The organism is Planosporangium thailandense, from assembly GCF_011947195.1.
Classification (GTDB): Bacteria; Actinomycetota; Actinomycetes; order Mycobacteriales; family Micromonosporaceae; genus Planosporangium; species Planosporangium thailandense.
Map to the genome: position 1 here is coordinate 1 of NZ_JAATVY010000045.1, position 24,322 is coordinate 24,322.

21 protein-coding genes and 1 riboswitch are annotated in these 24,322 nt (G+C 70.2%); of the genes, 11 read left to right on the forward strand and 10 right to left on the reverse strand.

Going from position 1 to position 24,322, the window contains the following annotated elements:
* Nucleotides 1-698 precede the first annotated feature (698 nt).
* On the reverse strand, nucleotides 699-1,415 hold the full coding sequence (locus tag HC031_RS30890) for an HAD family hydrolase (protein WP_167928993.1): 717 nt from the start codon (nucleotides 1,413-1,415) through the stop codon (nucleotides 699-701).
* 78 nt (nucleotides 1,416-1,493) lie between these two features.
* Here HC031_RS30890 and HC031_RS30895 point away from each other — a divergent pair, with 78 nt between their 5' ends.
* The 6 genes from HC031_RS30895 (at nucleotide 1,494) to HC031_RS30920 (ending at nucleotide 7,791) form a co-directional block, all read left to right on the forward strand.
* Entirely contained in the window at nucleotides 1,494-2,702 is a 1,209-nt protein-coding gene (locus HC031_RS30895; RefSeq protein ID WP_167928994.1) for a helix-turn-helix domain-containing protein, read from the forward strand.
* A gap of 257 nt (nucleotides 2,703-2,959) precedes the next feature.
* Nucleotides 2,960-4,495 carry an NAD(P)-dependent oxidoreductase gene (locus HC031_RS34655; protein ID WP_167928995.1) on the forward strand — a complete coding sequence of 512 codons (1,536 nt, stop codon included), beginning with the start codon at nucleotides 2,960-2,962 and terminating at the stop codon, nucleotides 4,493-4,495.
* A complete protein-coding gene (locus HC031_RS30905; protein WP_167928996.1) occupies nucleotides 4,489-5,160 on the forward strand; it encodes a hypothetical protein in 672 nt (223 codons plus the stop codon). The genes HC031_RS34655 and HC031_RS30905 overlap by 7 nt, the downstream gene beginning before the upstream one ends.
* A complete protein-coding gene (locus HC031_RS30910; RefSeq protein ID WP_167928997.1) occupies nucleotides 5,157-5,942 on the forward strand; it encodes a methyltransferase in 786 nt (261 codons plus the stop codon). Before HC031_RS30905 ends, HC031_RS30910 begins: the two co-directional genes overlap by 4 nt.
* Nucleotides 5,942-6,808, forward strand: a complete 867-nt coding sequence (locus HC031_RS30915) for a class I SAM-dependent methyltransferase (RefSeq protein ID WP_167928998.1) — start codon at nucleotides 5,942-5,944, stop codon at nucleotides 6,806-6,808. The genes HC031_RS30910 and HC031_RS30915 overlap by 1 nt, the downstream gene beginning before the upstream one ends.
* A complete protein-coding gene (locus HC031_RS30920) occupies nucleotides 6,805-7,791 on the forward strand; it encodes a GNAT family N-acetyltransferase (protein ID WP_167928999.1) in 987 nt (328 codons plus the stop codon). The genes HC031_RS30915 and HC031_RS30920 overlap by 4 nt, the downstream gene beginning before the upstream one ends.
* A 277-nt stretch (nucleotides 7,792-8,068) precedes the next feature.
* Here HC031_RS30920 and HC031_RS30925 read toward each other — a convergent pair whose 3' ends face one another.
* The 9 genes from HC031_RS30925 to HC031_RS30960 all read right to left on the reverse strand — a co-directional run bounded on the left by HC031_RS30925 (nucleotide 8,069) and on the right by HC031_RS30960 (nucleotide 16,612).
* Nucleotides 8,069-9,124 (reverse strand): DUF4365 domain-containing protein, encoded by a 1,056-nt coding sequence (locus tag HC031_RS30925; RefSeq protein WP_167929000.1) that lies wholly within the window; start codon nucleotides 9,122-9,124, stop codon nucleotides 8,069-8,071.
* Between the two features lie 157 nt (nucleotides 9,125-9,281).
* Nucleotides 9,282-9,692 carry a hypothetical protein gene (locus tag HC031_RS30930; RefSeq protein ID WP_205863473.1) on the reverse strand — a complete coding sequence of 137 codons (411 nt, stop codon included), beginning with the start codon at nucleotides 9,690-9,692 and terminating at the stop codon, nucleotides 9,282-9,284.
* Between the two features lie 67 nt (nucleotides 9,693-9,759).
* Entirely contained in the window at nucleotides 9,760-10,299 is a 540-nt protein-coding gene (locus HC031_RS33705; RefSeq protein WP_338090921.1) for an integrase core domain-containing protein, read from the reverse strand.
* Between the two features lie 69 nt (nucleotides 10,300-10,368).
* Complete coding sequence (locus tag HC031_RS34175) at nucleotides 10,369-10,824, reverse strand: hypothetical protein (RefSeq protein ID WP_277349861.1); 456 nt, start codon at nucleotides 10,822-10,824, stop codon at nucleotides 10,369-10,371.
* Nucleotides 10,825-10,977: 153 nt separating this feature from the next.
* Nucleotides 10,978-12,708, reverse strand: coding sequence for an ABC transporter ATP-binding protein (locus tag HC031_RS30940; protein ID WP_167929001.1), 1,731 nt, complete (start codon nucleotides 12,706-12,708; stop codon nucleotides 10,978-10,980).
* Nucleotides 12,705-14,378 (reverse strand): ABC transporter substrate-binding protein, encoded by a 1,674-nt coding sequence (locus HC031_RS30945; protein ID WP_167929002.1) that lies wholly within the window; start codon nucleotides 14,376-14,378, stop codon nucleotides 12,705-12,707. Before HC031_RS30945 ends, HC031_RS30940 begins: the two co-directional genes overlap by 4 nt.
* 27 nt (nucleotides 14,379-14,405) lie before the next feature.
* On the reverse strand, nucleotides 14,406-15,398 hold the full coding sequence (locus tag HC031_RS30950) for an ABC transporter permease (protein ID WP_167929003.1): 993 nt from the start codon (nucleotides 15,396-15,398) through the stop codon (nucleotides 14,406-14,408).
* A complete protein-coding gene (locus HC031_RS30955; protein ID WP_167929004.1) occupies nucleotides 15,395-16,336 on the reverse strand; it encodes an ABC transporter permease in 942 nt (313 codons plus the stop codon). The genes HC031_RS30950 and HC031_RS30955 overlap by 4 nt, the downstream gene beginning before the upstream one ends.
* A gap of 99 nt (nucleotides 16,337-16,435) precedes the next feature.
* A complete protein-coding gene (locus tag HC031_RS30960) occupies nucleotides 16,436-16,612 on the reverse strand; it encodes a hypothetical protein (RefSeq protein ID WP_167929005.1) in 177 nt (58 codons plus the stop codon).
* Between the two features lie 28 nt (nucleotides 16,613-16,640).
* A riboswitch (SAM riboswitch) is annotated at nucleotides 16,641-16,758 on the reverse strand.
* A gap of 1,033 nt (nucleotides 16,759-17,791) precedes the next feature.
* Here HC031_RS30960 and HC031_RS30965 point away from each other — a divergent pair.
* The 5 genes from HC031_RS30965 (at nucleotide 17,792) to HC031_RS30985 (ending at nucleotide 24,321) form a co-directional block, all read left to right on the forward strand.
* Nucleotides 17,792-19,015: an SfnB family sulfur acquisition oxidoreductase gene (locus HC031_RS30965; protein WP_167929006.1), complete on the forward strand. Its 1,224-nt coding sequence runs from the start codon at nucleotides 17,792-17,794 to the stop codon at nucleotides 19,013-19,015.
* A gap of 13 nt (nucleotides 19,016-19,028) precedes the next feature.
* Nucleotides 19,029-20,201, forward strand: coding sequence for an LLM class flavin-dependent oxidoreductase (locus HC031_RS30970; RefSeq protein WP_167929007.1), 1,173 nt, complete (start codon nucleotides 19,029-19,031; stop codon nucleotides 20,199-20,201).
* Nucleotides 20,202-20,251: 50 nt separating this feature from the next.
* The gene (locus HC031_RS30975) at nucleotides 20,252-21,526 is read left to right on the forward strand and encodes a sulfite oxidase (protein WP_167929008.1); all 1,275 of its coding nucleotides are present in this window, start codon (nucleotides 20,252-20,254) and stop codon (nucleotides 21,524-21,526) included.
* A 756-nt stretch (nucleotides 21,527-22,282) separates the two neighbouring features.
* Nucleotides 22,283-23,923 (forward strand): FAD-dependent oxidoreductase, encoded by a 1,641-nt coding sequence (locus tag HC031_RS30980; RefSeq protein WP_167929009.1) that lies wholly within the window; start codon nucleotides 22,283-22,285, stop codon nucleotides 23,921-23,923.
* Nucleotides 23,920-24,321 carry a 4Fe-4S dicluster domain-containing protein gene (locus tag HC031_RS30985; protein WP_167929010.1) on the forward strand — a complete coding sequence of 134 codons (402 nt, stop codon included), beginning with the start codon at nucleotides 23,920-23,922 and terminating at the stop codon, nucleotides 24,319-24,321. The genes HC031_RS30980 and HC031_RS30985 overlap by 4 nt, the downstream gene beginning before the upstream one ends.
* Nucleotide 24,322 lies beyond the last annotated feature (1 nt).

Consider the following 24,322-nt stretch of genomic DNA (forward strand, 5'->3'; position numbering starts at 1 on the left):
TGCGGCGGCCTCGGCCGGGGTGTACAGGAGCTGGTTGTACTCCCCCAGCGACGGCGGTGCGGTCGACGGGGACGCGTCGACAAGCTGCGGCTGAGCCGCCGGTCGGGGGCAGACGGCGGCGCGGATTGGATTGATCGGTAGACACAAGGGACTCCTTGACGAAGGTCCGGCTTCGGGCGGCCGGAAATGGCTAGAAGCAAACAATCCCGGCACCGCTAGAAGCGGTGCCGGGCTAAGAACCGGCTACAGGTATCGAACGGCTGAGCTTTCTTTAACGGCTGTCATCAGCGAATGCCAACGTAGACAGTGGACGGAGCAGGATGCCGAGCATGCGGCATGCTCACCCATCGTCTGCTCCCGCTACCTACGACCGGCGGAAGACCGTGACCTCGACGTCCGCGTCGGGCTGGTCAAGCTGCTGCTCACGGCGGCTGAGGCGGAACAGTGGCAGCGGGTGCAAGCCTGTGCATTCATGGTGGGAGCGCGGCGCGCCGGAGAATGCGCACTAGCGTCGCTCCCGGTCATGTCTGCCGGCGGCTACCGCCTCGCCTCTGGCATCTGCGCGGTGCTCCTGAATCAGCACGACTTCGATGGGGACCGCAGCCTGCGGCATACGTTGGCGCGCTCGTCGCTGGTCTTGGATGGCCTTCTCGACAGCGCCAATCGAATGGTGGTCGTGGAAACGCAGCACTGTGGAGTCAACGTTCGCTGATGCGAGTGATGGCGCGGATGAGCGCGCCGGTATTTGTTAGGTCAGCGAGCACGACGGCTGCTCCGGCCCGCCGTAGGGCGTCAGCGCTGTCACGTCCGGTGGCCACGGCGATGATCTGCGCGCCCCCGACCTGCGCGGCCTGGATGTCGCCTTCGGAGTCTCCGATGATGACGGTGTTGGCCCGGTCGAACGTCTGGCCGTATCTGGTGCGGGCGCGTTCTTGCGCGATCGGTACAAGCTTCGCGCGCTCGGTGTCGTCTTCGCCGTACGCCCCGGCGTGGAAATCTACGTGCTGGTCGAGGCCGAACGCCTTCAGCTTCGTGATGGCGACCTGCCGGTAGTTGCCGGAGAGCACGGTCTGTACGACTCCTGGCCGTTGGGTGAGCGCGTGGAGGGCTTCGGATGCGCCGGGAAGGGCGTAGCCTTTGGCCTGCAGCTGATTGAGGTGCTGCTGGTACTGGCGGGGCAGCTCGACACGGTAGGCCGCCTCCAGCGGCGGGCTGGTGGGGATCGCGTGCCGGTCGAGAGTCTCGCGGAAAATCGCTTGTTCGGTGCGGCCGGTGGGGTCGGCCTCGTGCTCCAGATGACGTCCGGTAACAGCCTCGAACGCGGCGTGGTAGAGCTGCCTGCCAACGCCAGCGGTGTCGATGAGGGTGTGGTCGACGTCCCACAGCACGAGCAACGCCGGCCGGTCGGTTGCCATGCTGTAAGTCTGCCATTGACGGGCGTAACGTGCTGGCGACGAGCGGAGACATCCACAGGGCAACGCGGGACGGTGGCCGTGGAGATCGATGAGTGGGCGATTGGGCAGCGCATCGCCGTTCACCGGGCGCGCCGTGGCCTGACGCAGCAGGAGCTGGCGGGGTTGGTCGGGATTTCGCTGTCGATGATGAAGAAGATCGAATCCGGGGACCGGCCGGTAACGCGGTTCGCGCAGCTGGTGCTGTTCGCCCAGGCACTGCGGATCAAGGACCTTCGCGACCTCACCGGAGTACCGCTGCGCCTGACGTCCGACGGGCATCGGGGGCATCCAGCGGCTGACGCGCTGTATCGCGCATTGATGGATCGAGGGGTCCCAGACGGATACCGCCCGGACCTGGACGCGCTGGCCCGCCGGATCGAGCGGACCTGGCAGGCGTGGCAGGCGGCATCGGTGTTCCGTTACGAACTCGTGGGCCAGCAGTTGCCCAACCTGATCCAGGAGGTACAGGCCGCCACACGCGTCACGCAGGGTGGGGACCGGCGGCGTGCACTGCGGCTGGCCAGTACCACCTACCAGCTCGTCCGGACGTGGACCAAGCGGGTGGGCGAGTACGAATTGTCGCTGGTAGCCGCGGATCGGGCTGTGTGCTGCGCGCTGGACGCCGACGACCCGGACATGGCAGCCGCCGGTGCCTGGAACCTGGCGATGATCCTGTCGGCGCAGGGAAGAATCGGACAGGCACGGGAGGTGATACAGCGCGCGATCCGAGAGCTAATGCCCCGCATGGCGCAGGCGTCACCGCGGCGGTTGGCGGTCTTCGGCGGCCTGCACCTGCTCGGCGCGACGGAAGCCGCGCGCGACGATCGTCCCGACGAGGCCCACCGCCAACTGAAGGTGGCCACTGACATCGCGACACGCACCGGCGAGACCAACTACTTCCGCATGGCGTTCGGACCGATCAACGTCGCGCTCTACCGGTTGTCCGCCACCATCGAGTTCGGCCAGGTCCGTCAAGCATTGGAGCTTGCGGAACAGATCCCGATCGGCCAGTCCCCCGCCGTCGAGCGCCGCCTGACCTTCTACCTCGACTCGGCGCGCTGCTACGCCCGTAGCCGCCACGACGTAGCCGCCGTTCACATGCTGCAACGACTGCACCAGGAGTCACCCGAAGAGCTGCGCTACAGCGTCCATGTCCGGGAAACGCTACGTGAACTACGCAGCCGCATGAAACCCGCCGTCGAACCCGACCTGCATCCACTGCTAAACGCGGCGAGCCTGCCAGACTAGCCGCTCTTCCTCCACGCAAGGGACACCCGTTGTGTACCCCACAACGGGTGTCTATCTGCCGTCGCGGTCCCGCCTACCGTTCCTGGCCAGCACGGGGACGGCTGTCATCGGCCAATGCTGACGGAGCATGCCGATGGCAGCCCACACCACAGGTACAGGCTGAGCGTTGCCCCCGCCAATCCCAGCCGATTCCGCCAGGCATGAAGGACCACCCCCGCTCAGCGCGTCATACCGCGCTCGACTGAATCGGAGGAACCGTGACGAGCACACTTGCCCCTCCCCTACCCTTGATCGACCGGCGCCGGACCAGCGCGCCGACCGTGGCCACGGTGACCGTCGGCGCCGGACCGGCCGACCGCGCAGATCTCGTCGCGCAGGTCGTCGACGCCATCGCCGCCATCGTGGGCGTGACTGCGCAGGTCGGCGACGGCAGCGACCGCCGGCTCACCCTCGCCGGCGAAGCGACGGTGCGGGTCAGCGCCGCCGCCCCGACGCGACCCGAGGCGTACCCATGCCCGAGCACGGTCGTGTCGGTCGTCATCGACGATCCGGGGCAGCTCACCGACGGGCTGCTGTGCGAGGTCGCCGCCGCGGTAGACCGCATCGGGTTCACCGACGGCGAGCTGCGGCAGCTGCGCGAGCAGCTGCCGCTGACCGCCACCATGCCCGCCTACCTCCCGGCGCGGCGCCTGGTCGACATCGCGCCGGTGCTCACCGTGCACCACATGACCGACTTCCTGGTCATGGTCGAGGCGATCCAGGCAATGGGGGTACCGCCCGAGGCGATCACCGTCATCGACAAGGGCTACCGGTACCGGCACACCCACCGCGTCGACGCTCACCTGCGCCGGGCCGGTATCACGGTGTGGCCGTGGACGGCCATTGCGGCCGGGCTCGACGACCACATCCGCCGCGCCCGCGCGCTCGGCCGGGCGGGGCTGCTGGTTGACGACGGTGGCTACACCCTGCCGGTCCTGCTCACCCAGCGCCCCGACCTCGCCGGCGCGTTCGTCGGGCTGGTGGAGCAGACCACCTCCGGCATCACCAAGCTGGCGCCGTTCGCCGGCGCGATTCCGATGCCGGTGTTCTCCGTGGCTGAGTCGCGGCTGAAGGCCACGATCGAGTCCTACGGCGTCGCCGACGCCGCCGTGCGCAACATCCTGGCGTTGCTGCCGCACGAGAAGTTCGAAGGCCAGTCGGCGCTGGTGCTCGGGTTCGGCCGTATCGGCGAGCAGATCGCCGAAATCCTACGGAGCCGGCGGATGCGGGTGGCCGTCTACGATGCGGCGATCGTGCGGCTGGTCGCCGCGCACGAACGCGGCTTCACCACCGCCCGGTCGCTGGTCGAGCTGCTGCGCCGGCACCGGCCGCCGCTGATCGTGGGCAGCACCGGCCGCACCTCGCTGCGCGGCGAGCACGCCGCCGCGCTCGCCCGGGACTGCTACCTGGTGTCGACCACCTCGCGCACCACCGAGTTCGCCCTCGACGAGCTGGTCGAGGAGGCCCGGTCGGTGACCGACGCCGGCGTCCTGGGCGTCCGGCTACAGCTGCCGCACGGGCCGGTGGCGACCGTGGTCGGCGACGGTTACCCGATCAATTTCCACTACGCCGAGTCGTTGCCGAACAAGTACGCCGACCTGGTGCTGGCCAGCCTGCTCGTCGGCGCCGCCACCCTCGCCCAGCCGACCCGCGGCGGCCTGGTCGCCGGGCACAACGTCGCCCGCACCGACGAGATCCTGGAGTCGTGCGGGCTGCTGGAGCGCTACTACGCCCGGTTCGCAGCGTCATGGTGACCGTGACACCGCTGCGGGAACACTACTTCGGCCCTGCCGACCTGCCCACGCTGCGCACCCCGGCGGCCGGGCTGATCGTCGGCGGTGACGTCGGCGACCAGTCCGGCGCGGTCTGGGCCGGCGCCGGTCACCGTCTGCGGCTGTGGTGGCTGCCCGCCGTCACGGACCTCCGCGCCGACGCCGCCGTGCGGCTGCGTGACCGGCCGGGCGTGCAGACCATCACTGTCCATGACGGTCGGCCGGACCGGCTCGCCTTGGCGGCGGCGTTCAGCGCACATCTGGCCGCTGTCCGCTCCCGGCGGCACCTGCCCGGTGTGTGGATCACCGCCACCGACCGGCCTCAGCTGGCCGATGGCACCCTGCGACTGCCGCACCTCGTCGCCGTGGTGGCCGGCGTAGATCAGGTCCGGGACGTGGTGGTCTGGGAGCTCATCCGCACCACCGACGCTGTCCGCTGGCTCGGCGCTCCCGTGCCCGACCTGCCCGTCGAGGATCACCTGCCGGCGCTGCTGCGGCTGCGTGCCGCCCACCGCGAAGGCCGGTTCCCCGACACCCCGGCCGCACGGCAACTCGCCGCGTTGCTGGACCGCCGCTACCTGTCGATCCGGCTCGTTTACCAGCACCCCGACCTGTTCACCCAACTACTCACCGAGGACCTGCCATGACCACCGCCACCAGTTGGACACCCACCGGCGAGGATCTCGCCACCGCCTACGCCCGCCACGCCGACAGCCTTCGCGGCGCGCTGCGCCACGCGCTGGTCACCCGCGCCCTGCTCAACCACCTGCCCGCCGAACCGCAACGCATCGTCGACATCGGTGGCGGCGCCGGCCACCAGGCCATCGCCCTGGCCCGCGCCGGGCACATCGTCACCGTCATCGACCCCGACGCAGCGATGCTGCAACGCGCCGCCGACGCGCTCAACGCCGAAGACGACACGGTGGCCGCCCGCGTCACCCTCCGGCAGGGCTACGGCGAGCACGCCCGCGACATCCTCGGCGGCGAGCCCGTCGACGCCGCCTGCTGCCACGGCGTGCTCATGTACCTCGACGACCCCGCCCCGCTGCTGGCCACGCTCGTCGACACCGTCCGCCCCGACGGCCTGATCTCCGTCCTGACCAAGAACCGCGCCGCCCTCGCGATGCGCCCCGGGCTGGAAGGCCGCTGGGCCGACGCCCTCGCCGTCATCGACCAGACCACCGAAACCGGCAACCTCGGCCTACCCAGCCGCGCCGACGACCTCGACAGCACCCAACACGCCCTGGCCGCCGCCGGGGCCACCACCGAGGCCTGGTACGGGGTGCGGGTGTTCACCGACCACCTCGGCGACACCCCGGTCGGCGCCGACTTCGACCAGATATTGACCGCCGAGTGGGCCGCCGGCACCCGCGACCCCTACCGCGGCGTCGCCCGACTGTTCCACCTCATCGCCCGCCGGAGCCGGTAATGACAACCAGGATTCTCCGATCGGTGGCGGTGCCCGACCGGCTGGTACTGACCCTGCCCGGCGCCGTCACCGCCGCCCGCGCCCACTGCCAACCCGACTGCTTCGCCTACCACGCCACCTGGCGGCTGTTTCGCCACACCGGCCTGAAAGGCCACCCCGGCTGGCACGCCGGCTTCTATGCTCAGGCCCTCGCCGCCCACCCGCTTCCCACATACCGACCGGTCCGGGTCCTGATCTGCGCGGCCTCCGACGAGATGATGCTCGCCGTTCTCACCCGGCTCATCGGCGCCCGCCGGCTGCTGGTGACCCTCGTCGACGCCTGCCCCACCCCGCTGCGGCTGGCCGCCGCCTACGCCCACCGCCACCACATCACACTGACCACCGTGCGGGCCCGCGCCCCCGAACTGCCCGACTGGCACGACTGCTTCGACCTCGTCATCACCGACGGCCTGCTGTCGCTGCTGCCCCACCCCCACGACGCCGACGCCCTGCTGGCCCGCCTCACCGCGGCACTCGACCCCGACGGACTGCTGCTCTACACCACCCGCATCGCCCCCACCGGCACGCTCGAGTACGACCGGCTCGGCCGCGCCATCCAGGCCACCACCGCCCGGCTGGCCTGGCCCGGGCCACGCAACGAGCGTCGCAGCCTGGCCCGCACCGTACGGACCCGCCGCTCGCGCCCCAGCCCGTTCAACAGCCCCGACGACGTCCACGCCGCCTTCACCCAGCACTTCCGCGACGTCCGGCTGACCACCCGGAGCCGGCCACACACCCTCGCGGTACGACTCCACCCCACCACCCGGCACGGCGCCGGCAGCATCAGCATCGGCGTCGCCGCCACCCACCCCCGGAGCCAACCATGACCCAACCGACCCCGACCACCGTGGACGTCGCCGACTACACCCCAGGCTCCGACCTGGACACCGAACTCGCCACCCTCGGCTACGCCACCACCACCGGCTGGCCCGACCAACGACCCATCACCGACACGCTGGTGCGCTCCCGGCTGCGCCCCGTCGGCCGGGCCCCAGCGACGCTACTGGCCACCCACCGCGATCCGGGCGGCCGACTGCTCGCAGCCGCCGCGCTGCGCTGGCCCGGCTACCCCCACACCCCCGGCCGGCTGTGGGGACCGATCGTCCACCCCACCCACCAGCGACGCGGCCTCGGCCACGCCGTCCTCACCGCCCTCGCCCAGCGCCTGGCCGACAGCGACGCGACCATCCTCACCGCCGAAATCCCGGTCAGCCGCGCGGCCGCCCGCCACTTCTACCAATCAGCCGGCTGGCAACCCGCCGGCGAGGCCACACTGCTCAAACGCCGCCTGCCGCTACCCGCCGCCGAAGCGGTACCACCCGGCACCCGGTTACGCACGCTCAACCCGGTCGAGGACCTGACCGCGCCCCTCGCGCAGATGTACGCCCCGACGACCCCGGACCGCGACGCCGCAGCCGACACCTACCGGCGGTGGCGCGCCGACGAGCGATTCACCCCGGACGGCCTCACCCTCGCCGAAGACCACCACGGCCTCATCGCCGCCGCGCTGACCTACCCCCTCGCTCACAGCGACCCGCGCGAACCCGCCGAAGTCCTCCTCACCGACCTGCTCACCACCGACGCCGGCAGCGACCGGTTGCGCGCCGCCCTGGTCACCGCAGCCCTCAACACCGTCGCCCCGACCGTGAACGCAACCGTCGCCCGCGCCGTTACTGCCGCCCCCGACACGGTGAACCTGCTCGTCGGCCTGGGCTTCCACCACGTCGACCGGGTGCGCTACTACCGCTACACACCCCGCACAACAGCAGGACCAGCAACCAGGCTCGAACGTTCGGCGACCCCGGGCTGATCAAGGACCAACAACCACGTATCGTCCGACTGACGGCGCGCCACCTCGACCCCAACCCCCTCAACACTGAGCTGTTTTCAACCCTTCTTAATGCACCTTCGTGGTCGCGTCGGGCGATAACGGCGTCACGGGTTGTGAACCTACTATGACGCAGCTGGCGGCGGCGGGAGGCAGTTCTCGCCGGTAACCCCGGTGCCGTGCGTCGAACTCTACGTTCCGCGCCAGGGGCAGTCCCGGCAAGGCTTGCCGTTGCCAGCTGCGCACCGCACAATGATCTCTAGCCATGGTCTTTCCGAGCTTTCCTTACTCTTTCTAACCAAAACTCAGAAAGACGCACGCGCCTCACTCCAATAGCTTTGAGATGAAGGTCAAGCGCGATATGCACCTCAGGATGAAATGGGTCTGCCTCGCCGTAATAGACATACTTGCCACCGTGAACGATCGGACTGGTTGCCGGAGACTCAAAGAAATCATCTATGGACGATGGCTCCAGCATGCCGGAATCGAGCAACTCTGCCACTCGTGGATGTAACTCAATAAGCGCCGCCTTGTGCGCATGGACCGACAAAGCCTTAAGCGCATCGCGATAGAGGGGCGCCAAGTAAGCGACGATTTCCCCAGCAACAAGATCCAGCAAGTCGGTCGAATACTCGTCAAATACGTCCACAGAGATACGACCACTCCGCGCTCGCCAATAAGCCATGGGCAACATCGTCGGCTCCAGTAGACCCAAGAAGCATCGAAGCCGCGACACGTGCTCATAAAGCAGGAAGATACCGGCATCATCTTGTGGAGTTACGGGATAGCCTGGATCCAGGCGACCGACATCGGGCGCAATCTGGGACCAGATGTGAAGGAAACCCTCGACCTGATCCAAGGTCGAGGATGCGGCTGGCCACTGCGCAAGATTGCGAGCCGCACGCAGAAACGCATCAGGTGCACTACTGGCACAGGCTTCCCGCGTAAACACGAGCGAACCTTTATCGGTGTCCGGCAGCGGATCACTCGGCACAGACCAATAGATTTTTTCTTTCGCAACATCGACCAAGATCGCCATGACCGGCAATGGCAGGGCAGACCAGTAATTAATGGTGCTCGCCTTTACTGGAACGGTGAGCTTATTTCCCATTCTGCGCACGCCTTTAATCTGACACTTGAGGATCAGCCCCGCAACGGAATCATCGGCGAACTCGAGTTCACCGTCAATACCGAAGTCGGTCGAGCCGTCGCCAGTTCGCCATATCAGTCCATGACGCTCAAAGAATGCCCCGGCCAATTGAGTAGCCAATCGGCCGGTCTTTTGCCGCTTACTGTCCCTGGGATACTTTGGCACAAGCGGATTCTATAGTCTCACTGAAGCCAAGGGGACCAAAACTCACGTGCGGGATCTTTTACTGGGCCGTGCCGCTGGTGGTCCAGTTCGCCACCTAGTGTTCCGTGACCCCGTTGTCTTTACCTGAGATGCGGTGTGGTTGGCTGTCACGGTGGATTTAACGCCGGGCGAGCTGGCCGAGCTCGCCTTGGATTCGGCGGTGCCCCCAGCCCGGATTCTCCCGCGCCAGCCGTAAGACAAGATGCCGAACTTCGGCGCTGACCGGCGGGCGGCCGACTCGGTTCGGATACCTCCAATGCCGGGCCACCAGGCGGCGGTGCCAGGCCAGCAGCGTGGCCGGAGTGACGATCCGACGCTCATTCAGCGCACGAGGCAGCAGCCTGGTCAGCGCGGATAGCACCGCCCGATCCGGCCAGGACGACCTCGCCCGCCCGACCTGCCGATGCAGCACAGCAACCTCGTGCCGCAACACCAGCAACTCGGCCATGACGGCGGCATCGCTTCGGGCCAGCAGCACGAGCCAGCCGAACACCCGAATCATGACCAGGTAGAGCAATCGCACAGCCACGGACCCGATCATGCTTCAGCTAGACGAAACGCCAGCTCACGGTGTGGGTGCCAGATAGTCAGTCACCTCACGCGGCCTGCGAATACTCACCGATCAGACCACCGAGACGATCGCGCCGCACTACCCGCCGGCCGGCCGTGGCCGCTGGCGCCGATACTGATTCCAGCGGTGGTCTATGCCCCAACGATCGGTGTGGGCGATGCGTGTTGTAGTGATCGACATACTCGGTCAGCACCGACTGCAGGTGGCGGCACCCGAAGATCAGCATCCGGTCGAGCAGCTCACGGCGTACCGTGCCGCCCCAGCGCTCGGCGTACGCGTTGGCTCGCGGCGCCCGCACAGGTGTCATGAGCACTTCGACGCCTGCTGCGGCGAAGACCGCGTCGAACGTCGCGGTGAGCTTCGTGTCGCGGTCTCGAATCAGAAACCGGAATCGGTCGGCTCGCTCGCCAAGGTCCATCAGCAGGTTGCGGGCCTGCTGGACAACCCACTCCCCCACCGGATGCGCGGTGACGCCGAGCAGATGGACCCGCCGGCTACCTATCTCGATCACGAACAACACATACAGCCGGCGTAGCACCACCGTGTCGACGCTGAAGAAGTCCACCGCCAGGACACCCTGCGCTTGGGCCCGCAGAACTGCCGCCAGGTCACGGCCGACCGCTTCGGCGCGGGATCAACCCCGGACCGCTTCAGGATTGGCCCAGACGGTACTGGCGCCAACCCGATGGCCCAGCCGACACAACTCACCATGGATCCGGCGGTAGCCCCAGGTCGAGTTCTCCCGCGCCAGCCGCAGCACCAGGCCCCGGATCTCGGCATTAATCGGCGGGCGACCGCGCCGGCTCGGATACGTCCACCGCCGACGCACCAGATCCCGATGCCAACGCAACAGCGTGGTCGGCCCCACGAACACCCCGCCCCGCAGCCGGGCAGGCAGCAGCCGCGCCAGGCACGCCAGCACCGCCCGGTCGGCCCAATCCACCCGCGGTCGCGACACCTGCCGGCGCAGCGCCGCCACCTCGTGCCTGAGCACCAGCAGCTCGATGTCCTTGGCAGCCGAGTCTCGCGCCAGCAACACCGCCCACTGCAACAGCCGCCAGAACACCAGGTAGACCAGTCTCAGCGCCACTCACCGCTCATCCCGGCAGGTACCGACCCCACGAAACCCCAGCTCAACCGTGACGGCTGACTTTCTGGTACCCACAGGGTCGCACCCGGTGACGCGGCAGCCGGGCCCGGCCGCCACCGTTCGCGATGGCGGCGCCGGCCGGGGACCCGATGCTCACCCGGGGCTGGTGAGCCGGCGCCATGCCGCGCGCCGCAGGGCCTGCTGGGCGGGGTCGGCGACCGGCGCCGCCGCGAGCAGTTGCGACGTGTACGGGTGTCGGGGCGTCCGCAGCACCGTGGCCGCCGGCCCCTGCTCGACGATCCTGCCCCGACGCAGCACCACCACCCGATCGGCGAGTTGCTCCACCACCGCCAGGTCATGACTGATGAACAGGCAGGCGAAACCGAACTGCCGCTGCACCGACCGGAACAGCTCGAGGATCCGTGCCTGCACCGACACGTCGAGCGCGCTGGTCGGTTCGTCGGCGATCAGCAACGCCGGGTTCAGCGCGACCGCGCGCGCGATGGCCACCCGCTGCCGCTGCCCGCCCGACATTTCGTGCGGGTACCGGTCGCGTAGCTCCGGCGGCAACCCGACCGCCTCGAGCAGCTCGTCGACCCGACGCCGCCGATCGTCGGCGCCCAGGTCGGTGTGCAGCGACAACGGTTCCGCGATGCTGGTGCCCACCGTCCGGCGCGGGTTCAGCGACGACGCCGGGTCCTGGAAGACGATGCCCATCCGGGCCCGGATCCGGCGCAGTTCACGGCCGTGGAACACACGCCCGGCGGCGCGCCCGATGTCGAGGCCGGTGACGGTGACAGTGCCGGAGGCCGCCGGCACCAGGCCCGCCAGCGTGCGCCCGATGGTGGACTTGCCGGAGCCGGACTCCCCGACCAGGCCGACCACCTCGCCCGGGTCGATGTGCAGCGAGACGTCGTCCACCGCCCGGACGCGCCGGCCACGGGACCGGCCGGGGTACTCGACGACGAGGTTGCGCAGCAGCACGGCGGGCTCGACGCCGGCCGCCTCGGGTACGGGCGTGGCCGGTTCGGCCGGCTCCGGTTCGGCCAGCCGCAAGTCGGGCAGCCGCGGTACGGCACGCAGCAGGGTCCGGGTGTACTCGTGCCGCGGGTCGGTGAAGAGCTCGGCTGCGGCTGTCCGCTCGACGACCCGGCCGTCGCGCAGCACCACCACGTCGTCGGCGATGTCGGCCACCACGCCCATGTCGTGGGTGATGAGCAGGATGGCCATGTCGAGCCGGCTACGCAGGTCGCGCAGCAGCTCCAGGATGCCGGCCTGGACGGTGACGTCGAGTGCGGTGGTCGGTTCGTCGGCGATCAGCAGGACCGGGTCACAGCTGATGGCCATCGCGATCATGGCACGCTGCAGCTGACCTCCGGACAGCTCGTGCGGGTACGACCGCGCCACCCGGTCGGGTTCGTCCAGGCCGACCGTCGCCAGCAGGTCGCGAACCCGCTCGGTGGCGACGGACCGGGTCACGTCCCGGTGGGCCCGGATCGCCTCCGCTATCTGGTAGCCGATGGTGAAGACCGGGTTGAGCGCGGTCATCGGCTCCTGGAAGATCGTGCCGATCCGGCCGCCCCGCACGTCGCGCAGCCGCTGCGGATCCGCACCGACCAGCTCCGTACCGTCCAGGGTGATGCTGCCGCGCACCTTCGCCGTCGCCGGCAACAGGCCCAGAGTCGCCATGGCGGTGACGCTCTTGCCGGATCCGGACTCACCGACCAGGGCGAGCACCCGCCCGCGACGCAGCTCGAGAGCCACGTCATGGACGGCCTCACGCGTCTCGCCGTCCACCTCGAACTCCACGGCCAGGCCGGCCACCGAAAGCAGCGGTGACCGGCCGGCCGTCACGAGGTGCGGCGCCGAGGTGGACGTCGTCATCGCTGCTTCAGCGATACCTTCAGGTAGTTCGGGTAGGCCGGGAACGACGCCACGAAGAAGTTCTGCACATTCGAACCGTGCAGGAACGAGTTCTTCGTGTAGATCAGCGGTACGACCGGCGCGTCCTGCAGGATGCGCTTGTCCGCCTGCGCCCAGAGCGCCTGCGCCTTGGCCGGGTCGGTCTCCGCGGTGGCCTGGTCGATCAGCGTGTCGACCTCCGGCTGGGAGTAGCGCGAGAGGTTGTAGCCACCGCCGCCGATCTGGTTGGACGCGAACAGCGGCTGGATGTTGCCGTTCGCGCTCGGGAAGTCCGGCTGCCAGCTGGACACGGTCAGGTCGTAGTCGCCCTGGTCACCGGTCGCCGCTGCGGTCCAGGCCGTCTCGTCCACCGGCTTGATCGTCACGGTGATGCCGGCCCGCTGCAGTCCCTGCTGGACGGCCTGGGCCTGGGCAAGGCTCTGCTGGTCGTTCTGGGACAGCAGGGTGAGGTTCAGGCTCGGCTGTCCTGCCTCGCTGAGCAGCTGCTTGGCCTTGGCGACGTCACCGGTGGGATCGGCCGGGTAGAGGTTGTACTCCGCCCGCCCGGCGATGCCCGGGGTGATCAGGGTGGTGGCGAGGTCACCGCCGATGGCGCCGCCGGAGGCGACCTGGAAAGCCCGCTTGTCCACGGCGTACTCGATGGCCTGACGCACCTTGAGGTCCTTCAGCGGTCCTCGCTGTGTGTTGATCGCCAGATACGCCAGCGCCCCCGCGTCGGAGGTGACCAGTCGCTGCTTGGCCGCGGCGTTCTGCTGGACCTGTACCAGTTGGGCCGGCGGGACGAAGCCGGCGCCGAACGCCGACTTGTCGGCACCGAAGTCGGCGATGAGCCGCTGCGCCTGAACCGTGGTGTCCTGGCCGAGCTGGAAGACGACCTGGTCGGGGCCGCCGGTGCGGACCGGGTCGCTGTGCGCGTCCCAGTTCGGGTTGCGGGTCAGCTTGACCGCGACGCCCTGCTGGTACGACGCCACCTGGTACGGGCCGGATGCGACCGGGTGCTGGGCGTACGTCTTCGGGTCGTCCTTCGCCTTCGGCACAGGGGTGAACGCCGGCATGGACGCGATCCACGGCCAGTCGCCGTACGACGTCTTGAGGTGGAAGACGATCGTCCTCGGGTCCGGAGTGTCGATCGAGGACAGGTCCCCACCCGCGTATGGTCCCTTGTAGTCGGCTCCGCCGACGAGCAGGCTCTTGTGGTAGCTGAGGCCGCCGGAAAGCTCGGGCGCGAAGGATCGCTCGACGCCGTACTTGACGTCCGCGGCGGTGATCGCCGTGCCGTCGGCGTACTTGAGCCCGTCCTTGAGCGTGAACGTCCACGTCTTGCCGCCGTCACTGGCCCGGCCGGTGTCGGTGGCCAGATCGGGCACGACCTTCGCCGGCTTGCCCGGCTCGATGTCCCATGTGGTCAGTCGGCGCAGCACCAGCCCCAGCGAGGTGGTGGCCAGCGTCTGGCTCTTGGCCGGGTCGAAGTTGACGTCGCTGGCGGCGGTGAGAATGGTCAGCGTGCCACCCTTGTGGACGGCCGTGGTCGACCCGCCCGGGCCCGCCGCGTCCTTCGGGTTCGCGTTGCAGCCGGCCATGGTGACCACAGCGGCGAACGCGACAGCGCCGACGATATTGGTTCTTTTCATCGATTTCCTTTCACTGGTGGACGCGCATCACCGCGTCGCCCTCGGGTCCAGGACGCCGTAGAGCAGGTCCACGAGGAAGTTCGCGAGGATGATGAGGAAGGCGGAGAAGAGGGTGACGCCGACGATCAGCGGCAGGTCGATGTTGCCCACCGCGTCCAGCAGCAGGGCGCCCAGGCCCGACATGCTGAACACCCGTTCGGTGATGACGGCGCCGCCGAGCAGCGAGCCCAGGTCGAGCCCGAAGACGGTGACAATCGGGATGAGGACGTTTCGCAGCGCGTGCCAGCCGATCACCCGGCGCTCCCCGAGCCCCTTGGCGCGGGCGGTGCGGATGTAGTCCTCGCCGAGGACCTCGAGCATCTGGCCGCGGGTGAGCCGGGCGTACACCGCGGCGGAGAGCAGTGCGAGTACGCACCACGGCAGGACGAGATGCCACAGCCACTGCACCGGATCCTCGGTCAATGGCACGTACCCGCTGACCGGCACCATGTTGAGCGTGAAGCCGAACAGCAGAATGGCCAGCAGTCCGACCAGATAGCTCGGCGCGGACACGCCGACGGTCGAGAAGGTCATCGCCGCACGGTCGACCGGGGTACCCCGCCGTACCGCGGAGACCATCCCGGCCCCGACGCCGATGAGTAGCCACAGCAGCGCGGCCCCGAGCGCGATGGAGAAGGTGACCGGGATCCGGTCGAGGATGAGCTGGGTGACCGACTCGTTCAGCCGGAACGAGTAGCCGAAGCACGGCGCGGCACAGTGCACCGCGGCGACCCCCGAGCCGAAGGTACGCCCACCGACCAGCCCACCGAGGAAATCCAGGTACTGCCGGAACCACGACTCGTCGTACCCCATGAAGGCGCGGGCGTCGGCGAGCCGCTGTGGGGTGCAGGGCCTACCGCACGACAGCTGCGCCGGGTCGGCGGGTAGGAGATAGAACACCGCGTACGTCAACAGGCTGATGGCCAACAGCGTGACGAGCATGCTCAGCAGGCGGCCGGAGACCAGCCGGAGGGCTCTCATCGGGACAGTCCTTTCGACTTCGGGTCGAGCACGTCCCGCAATCCGTCGCCGAGCAGGTTGAACGAGAGCGTTGCGAGGAACAGCGCCGCGCCCGGGAACCCGAGAAACATCGGGTCGGTCTGCACCCAGGAGACCGCGTCCCCGATCGAGCGCCCCCAGGCCGGGGTTGGCGGGGGCACGCCGACCCCGAGGAAGGAGAGCGCGGCTTCCGCGCCGATCATGCCGGGGACCAGCATCGTCGCGTACACGATGATCGTGGCGGACAGGTTGGGCAGCACCTGGCGCAGCAGCACGTGCCACGGGCCGGCACCAAGCGCGGTCGAGGCGACCACGAACGTGCGTCGCTTCAGTGCCATCGCCTGGCCTCGGGTCACCCGTGCGATCGAGGGCCAGCCGAACAGGAGCGCGAGCACTCCGACAAGCAACACCGGCTTCGGAAAGCCGGCCGGGGCGATCGCGCCCAGCGCGATGACGAAGACCAGCCACGGAAAGCCGAGCAGGACGTCGATGACGCGGCTGACCAGCCGGTCGTACCATCCCCCGAAGAAGCCCGCACTACTGCCGACCACGACACCGATCAGCACCGAGACGGCGGTCGCCACCACACCGACCACAATCGACGTGCGAGTGCCGTACACCACGACCGCGAACAGATCCCGTCCGGTGGTCGGCTCCACCCCGAACCAGTGATCGGCGCTGATTCCACCGCCGAATCCGGTCGGTACCCCGGAGTCCGCGAGTGCGCCGAGGTGGTAGGTGTACGGGTCCTGACCTTCGAGCGCGCAGATCAGCGGCGCCGCGCACGCGACCACCAGGAAGACGACGACCACGGCCGCACCGGCGAGCGCCCAGCGGTCGGCGGCCAGCCGGCGCCAGCGGTGGCGAACCACGTTCCCGGCGGTCGCGACCGACGGCGCGAGAGTGCTGTCAGTGGACATGTGTTTTCCTCATGGATCTGGGAGCTCGGGAGCCGGGGATGCGCGGCGGCACCCAGCCTGCTGCGGTCCCCGCCACGCCGCTCCGGGGACGCCGGCCGGTCACGACAGCAGCGCGTCGACCGCGTTCGCCGCCGACTTCAGGCACGGGGCGGCGGCGTCGAGGTTGACCCGGTCGACGGCGGAGCCGTCGGAGAGCGCGATCGGCAACGCAGCAGCGAGCGCGACCGGGCCGGGCGCAGCAACGTCTACGGTGCTTTCCGCCGAGGTGGTGACCATCGAGATTCCCTTCGGGTGGACCCCGGAGGGTCCGCGCTTGCCCGGCGCGAAATGCGCACGGGCCTGGTCGTCACCCGGGGCACCCCACCGCGAACAACGAGGGTTGCCGGCCAGCAAGCCGGGGCTTGACGCTGACGCTCGTGACCTGTGGTGCGGTTCTACGACCTACAGGTTGCCGGCTCCGCCTGTGCGGGCGGGCCGACAGCGCATGTCCGTCTAGAGGTTCACCGCCCACCGCCGCGCTCGGTACAGCCTCCTGTCGACGGCGCGGAGCAGGCGGCGTGACCAGCGGCGTCCTCGGCACCGGCGACCGGATTCAACGGTCCACAGACGACTGTCGGCTTCCCGAGCAGAGGAGTTCCAGCCCCTACCGTCAGCTTCCGTACGTTGATCAAGGACCGTTCCTTCCGGCGACGAGCAGCAGCGTTCCCCTCTGGGACAGGCGATCGCCGCGTCGTTCTGGACGACCTGTCCGTCGATACTCTACTTGATCGGTAGGAATAGCCGGCAAGAGTGCCGAACGTGTCCTGGGTCACCCGACACGACAGTGGACCGCCACCACCTGACGACGGCTTCCCGCGTCACTTCCTGTCGGACGTCGATGACACCGACACGCCCTCCCCGGCACGTCGCGCACCGGATCAGGAGTACCAGGTGGGCGGTGGACTCTCGACCCCCGACGCGAAGACGTCGAACTCGCGCTCGTCGACGGCAGGGGCGCGCCGGACAGGCGCACGCGCGTCGCGCCACAACCGGCGCCGACCTTTCCTGCCGTCGGTCGACCGGGCGGCCGTGGCCGTGCGAACCATCGCAGTGGCGCGCGCCGCGACCGCAACGACCCGGACAACGACGCCACGTATCACCACCACCCCGCAGGCGCAGGCGATCCGGACCGACGGACGGTCCGGGATGCACACCGAGGCCACCGGCCGGTCTCGATACCGATCATCGTTGCCCCTTCGACATCGCGGGCGGACAAGACCACGTGCGCCGCAACCACGCCGGTGCGGTCGCAGTCGGTTCAAGCAGGAATTACGACTGCTATCGATAGCCTACCTTTCCGGTAGACTAAGTGGGAAGCGATCGCGGGGCGTCGATCCGGAGCACGGCGCGCCGTACTGGCCGCACCGAACTCCGGGATCGCCGCCGTCCACTCCGGACCGAGAACGAGGCGGACCGATGACCACGCACGGCACCCCGACCACCGCCACGGCCAGGCCGGCCGCGCACGTCATCGCCGACGATGCGGAAGCGCTGGCGGTCGCCCGACAACTCGCCGCCGAGTTCGCCGTGGACGCCACCGCGCGCGACGCCGACCGTCGGCTCCCCGCACAGGAGCTGGACCGGTTGTCGGCCAGCGGCCTGCTCGGCGTGACGGTGCCCCGCGAGCACGGCGGGGCGGACGTGCGCGCCGAGACGATCGCCGAGGTGTTTCGGCTGCTGGCCGCGGCCGACCCGAACATCGCCCAGATCCCGCAGAGCCACCTCGTCTATGTCAACGTCCTGCGCCAGCAGGGCAGCCCGGGCCAGCGGGCGTTCTTCTTCGGCGAGGTGCTGGACGGCAAGCGGTTGGGCAACGCCCAGTCGGAGGCCGGCACCCGACACGTCCAGGACTACCGCACCCGGCTGACGGCCACCCGTGACGGCGGCCTCGTGCTGCGCGGCACGAAGTACTACAGCACCGGCGCGGTGTTCGCCGACTGGATCCCGGTCCTGGCCAAGGGCGACGACCACCAGCTGTACGTCGCGTACGTGCCACGCGACGCGCCGGGCCTCACCGTCGTCGACGACTGGGCCGGCATGGGCCAGCGCACCACCGCCAGCGGCACCGTCACGCTCGACGACGTGCCGGTACCCGCCGACCACGTGGTGCCCCACCACCTGACGTTCACCGGCCCGCAACTGCACGGCGCGCTGGCCCAACTGCTGCACACCGCGATCGACGTGGGCATCGCCGGCGGCGCGCTCGCCGAGGCGGTCGAGTTCGTGCGCACCAGGGCCCGGCCGTGGTTCGAAAGCGGCGCCGACACCGCGACCGGCGACCCGCTGGTCGTCCAGCGCGTCGGCGAGCTGGCGATCAAGGTACGGGCGGCCGAGGCGCTGCTGGCGCAGGCCGGACGCGCCGTCGACGCGGCCCGCGCCCACCTCGACGACGACAGCGCCGCAACGGCGTCGATCGCGGTCGCCACCGCCAAGGCGTACGTCGACCCGGTCGCCGTCGAGCTGGGCGGCGCGATCTTCGAGCTCGGCGGCACCCGGTCCGCCGCCGAGCCGCTCAACCTGCACCGGCACTGGCGCAACGCGCGTACCCACACCCTGCACGACCCGGCGCGCTGGAAGATCCAGCACATCGGCCGGTACGTGCTGACCGGACAGCTCCCGCCCCGGCACGGCCTGCTCTAGACACGAGGTACCGATGACCCTGACCTTCCACTGGTTCCTGCCCACCTACGGCCGCAGCCGCGACATCGTCGGGGGCGGGCACGGCGTGCCGACCGGCACTGCTGGCGGCGCCCGTCCCGCCACGCTCGCCTACCTCGGGCAGATCGCCCGCACCGCCGAGCAGCTCGGCTTCGTCGGGGCGCTGACCCCCACCGGCGCCTGGTGCGAGGACGCGTGGCTGACCACCGCGATGCTGGTCGAGGTCACCGAGCGGCTGAAGTTCCTGGTCGCCTTCCGCCCCGGCGTGGTTTCCCCCACCCTCGCCGCCCAGATGGCCGCCACGTTCCAGCGGCAGTCGCGCGGTCGCCTGCTGCTCAACGTGGTGACCGGCGGGGAGAGCCACGAGCAGCGCGCCTACGGCGACTTCCTCGACAAGGACGCCCGGTACGCCCGGACCGACGAGTTCCTGCACATCGTGCGGTCGCTCTGGCGCGGCGAGACCGTCGACTTCACCGGCGAGCACCTGCGCGTGGCGGGCGCCCTGCTCACCCGGGTGCCCGACCCGACCCCCGACATCTACTTCGGCGGCTCGTCACCGGCCGCCGGCCGGGTCGCCGCCCGGCACGTCGACGCGTATCTCACCTGGGGTGAGCCGCCGGACGCCGTGGCCGCGAAGATCGCGTGGGTCGATGCGCTCGCCGCGGCCGAGGGACGCTCGCTGCGCCACGGCATCCGGCTGCACGTCATCAGCCGGGACACGTCCGAGCAGGCGTGGGCGCAGGCGCAGCGACTGCTCGACGGCATCGACCCGCATACCGTCGCTCAAGTGCAGGCCGGGCTCGCCCGCAGCGAGTCCGAAGGCCAGAAGCGCATGCTCGCCCTGCACGGCGGCCGCCGCGACAACCTCGAGATCGCCCCCAACCTGTGGGCCGGCATGGGGCTGGTGCGCGGCGGCGCCGGCACCGCCCTCGTCGGCAGCCACACCGAGGTCGCCGACCGCATCGAGGAGTACCACCGGCTCGGCATCACCGAGTTCGTCCTGTCCGGGCACCCGCACGTCGAGGAGGCGTACTGGTTCGGCGAGGGCGTCCTGCCGATCCTGCGCGCCCGCGGACTGTGGGAGCACCCGGCCGCCGTCACCGACACCCGGCAGGCCGGCATCCCGTTCGCCCCGGTGGCACCGGTGCCGGCCGGCGCCGGCGGGTGACCCTTCCTCTCCCGACACCACGACGGTCCAATCGGCGAACGGAGCCCACGATGGACGACCACGACCTGATCGACGAGTACCGGTACGACTCCGCAAGACTGGCGCAGTGGCACGCCGGCCGGGCCACCGACGGCCGCTTCACCCGACGCGACCTCGCCCGGCTGGTCACCGGCCTGTCACTGGCCGCCGGCGGAGCGGCCCTGACCGCCACCCCGGCACAGGCCGACCCCGCACCCGGACCGATCGTCAAGCCGCTGCCACCCGAACTGTTCGAGGTGTACGGCTCCAACGCCGAGATGCACTGGGAGGCGATGGCCGACCAGGGCTATCTCGTGCCGGTCGACCGCTTCTTCGTCCGCGACCACACCGTCACACCCCGGATCGCCGCCGACACCTGGCGACTTCAACTGTTCGGCACCGGCCTGCGGGGATCGCCGACCGCGGACTGGCCGGTCGAGTTCAGCTACCGCGACCTGCTCAACCTGCCGGCCGAGTCACTGACAGCCTTCATCGAGTGCGCCGGCAACGGCCGCAACTTCTTCACCAGCCAACAACAGCAGACCGTATCGGGTACGGCCTGGGGGCTGGGCGCCGTCGGCGTCGCCCACTGGCGAGGCGTACGGCTGGCCACCGTCCTGCGCCGGGCCGGGCTGACCCGGGCGGCGGTCGACGTCATGCCACAGGGCCTGGACCCCGACTTCGTCACCGGCGGCGTCAACCTCGGCCCGGTGCGTCGACCGCTCCCCGTAGCGAAGGCCCTGCACGACGTCCTGCTCGCCTACGAGATGAACGGCCAGCCGCTGCCGCCCGACCACGGATTCCCGGTCCGCCTGGTCGTGCCGTCCTGGATCGGCATCTCGTCCATCAAGTGGGTGGGCCGCGTCGAGGTCTCCACCACCCCGCTGTTCTCCCCGTGGAACACCCAGTTCTACCGCCTCTTCGGCCCCGACTACCCGACCGATGGCACGCTGGTCACCCGCCAGGTCGTCAAGAGCGCCTTCGAACTGGCCTGGAACGCGACCCTGCCGGCGCACCGGCACCACCTGCTGCGCGGCCGGTCCTGGTCGGGCAACGGACCGGTGCGACACGTCGAGGTGAGCACCGACGACGGCGCCACCTGGCGGCCGGCTCGCCCCGTCGGCGTCGGTGCCGCGCACGGCTGGCAACGCTGGGAGTACCGGTGGCGGCCCCCCGGGCCGGGCGCCTACACCCTGCGCGCCCGGGCCACCGACGTCACCGGCGCCACCCAGCCCGTACAGGCCCCGTACAACACCCTCGGGTACCTGTTCGGCGCGATCGTCGCGCACCCGGTCACCGTGGCGTGACCGGTCACCGGGCCACCGGCCGCCGGGCCGCCACGAAGGCCGCTTGTGCGTCGGCGGGGCGCGCTGACGGCGCGCCAGGTGATCGAGGGCACGGACAACGGTGCCGGCCCACTGTGGACCGTGAAGACTTCGGGGCCCACACCGTTACCCCTCGGGGAGCCCTCGGCCGACCCCAACACCACCAACCCCAGGGGTGCACCCGGCCCGCCGGAGGGCAGAAACCGGGGTCAACCAGGGAGTCTCTCGAATTTCCTACTAAATAGATAGGGTTACTAGGTGATGTGTGTCACAGTATGCTGACGGTCCGTCACCGCCCCGGTTAGCGTACTTACATGGATCGAAGCAAGCGTCTCGTCCGGCGCCGCTTCGTCGACTTCCTCCGGGTGTGCAGCAGCACCTGTTGAGTCTGACGGCGCAGCGCGAGCACTGACCGTCCCCATCACACCCCGTCGCGACGCCCGCCGGGTGGCGCAGCCCGTCCGGCTGACGCCATCCCGCCGAGCCGAGGCCGGCCCACCCCTCTCCCCTACCGGGATCCCGGACCGGCCCCTCCCCCTCCGGGCTCCCGCCCGCCGCGGCTGACCGTCCCGAGCCTGACGGTCGGGCGGCCCGGGTCCACTCTCCCGCCGCGCCTTCCCGCATGCGACGACGCCTCGTCGGCGTCGCCGTCACCGTGTCGTTTCCGCTCACCCGGGCTCCGCCGTCGATGCCGGTCGCCCGCACCTGTCCGCCGCCTGACCGCGAGGAGACGCACCGATGACACACACCCCCCTTCGACATCCCACCCGGTCCCGGCAGGCCGCCGCTGCCGCGTTGTCCGCCGACGTCGTCGTGGTGGGCGGCGGTCCGGCAGCGACCTGGGCTGCGTTGAGCGCCGCCGAATCGGGAGCCGACGTCGTCCTGGCAGACAAGGGGTACTGCGGCACGAGTGGGCCGACCGCCTCCGGCGGCACCGGCGTCTGGTACGTCGAGCCGCGGCCGGCCGCCCGGGAGGCGGCCATGGCCAGCCGGGAGGGGCTCGGCGGGTACCTGGCCGACCGGCGCTGGATGGTCCGGGTCCTGGACCAGACGTACGAGAACATGCACCGACTCGGCACCGAGGGCCGCTACCCGTTCCCGGTGGTCGACGGTGCCCAGGTCCGCACCGGGGTGCAGGGGCCGGAGTACATGCGCCGGATGCGGGCCTGGATCAAGCGGCGCGGGGTACGGGTGCTCGACCACAGCCCGGTCCTGGAACTGCTGGTCGACGCCACGGGCGCGGTCGGCGGCGTGGCTGGGTACCGGCGCCAGCAGCGCCGGCCGTACCGGGTGCACGCCGGCGCGGCCGTGGTCGCCACCGGGGGGTGCGCGTTCGGAAGCGGTGCGCTGGGCACGAACGTCGACACCGGCGACGGTGCGCTCATGGCCGCGGAGGTGGGCGCGGCCCTGTCGGGGATGGAGTTCTCCAACGCGTACGGGATCGCCCCGGCGTTCACCTCGGTGACCAAGAGCGCGTACTACAACTTCGCCTCGTTCTTCCACCCGGACGGCACTCCGCTCGAGGGCGCCGGCAGCCAGCGCGGCCGGTCGGTGATCGCCCGCGCGCTGCTGCGTGGCGCGGTGTACTGCCAGCTCGACCAAGCCGACGCCGCGACGCAGGCGGCGATGCGCCGGGGCCAGCCCAACTTCTTCCTCACCTTCCACCGGCTGGGCATCAACCCGTTCACCGACCGGTTCCCGGTCACGCTGCTGCTGGAGGGCACGGTACGGGGCACCGGTGGGATCCGGGTCGTCGACGGCGACTGCGCCACCGGCGTGCCCGGCCTGTACGCGGCCGGCGACGCCGCCACCCGGGAACTGATCTGCGGCGGGTTCACCGGCGGTGGCAGCCACAACTCGGCGTGGGCGATGTCGTCGGGCACCTGGGCCGGACGGGCCGCCGCCCGCCATGCGCTCGGGATGCGGGGCACCGCCGGCCACCCGCGGTTGCGCCCGGCCGGCGAGGCCGGGCTGCGCCCGACCGGACCGGCGACGGCAGGAGTGGACGACCGGATGGTACGTGAGGTTCTCGCCGCGTACGTCCACCCGTACGACCGCAACTACCTGCGCCACGGCGACCGGCTGGCCCCGGCGCTGGCCGCGCTCGACGAAGCCTGGACGGCGCTGCGCGCTGGACTCGGGGGAGGGAGTGGCGACGACCCCGACCCGGTCCCGGCCCGGCAGGCGGCCGCGATGGTCGCGCACGCCCGCTGGATGTACACCAGCGCACTCGCCCGTAGCGAGAGCCGCGGGATGCACAAGCGGGAAGACCATCCGGACACCGACCCCGGCCAGTGGCACCGGCTGGTCGTCGGTGGCCTCGACGAGGTGCACGTCGACACCGATCCGGTACGGCCGGCCCTGGCGACAGCGTCATGATCGAGATCGTCTCCGCAGGTCGCTGCATCGGCTGCGACGTCTGCGTCGCCGTGTGCCCGACCAACGTGTTCGACCCTGCCCCCGGCGGCGGACCACCGGTGATCGCGCGGCAGACCGACTGTCAGACCTGCTTCATGTGCGAGGCCTACTGCCCCGTCGACGCGCTGTTCGTCGCGCCGCACGCCTGTCCACTGCCGACATCCTCACCCCTGCTCGACGAGGAGTACCTGGCGGCCTCCGGGCTGCTGGGCAGCTACCGCAACGAGATCGGCTGGGGCCGGGGACGCACCCCCGGCGCGCGTACCGCAGTCGGGCCGCCACTGCCGCCGGCCCACATCACCACCGCGGTCGGCCGATCCGCCGACCCGCTCATCCCGGAAGGAGCCACTGGTGCGTAGG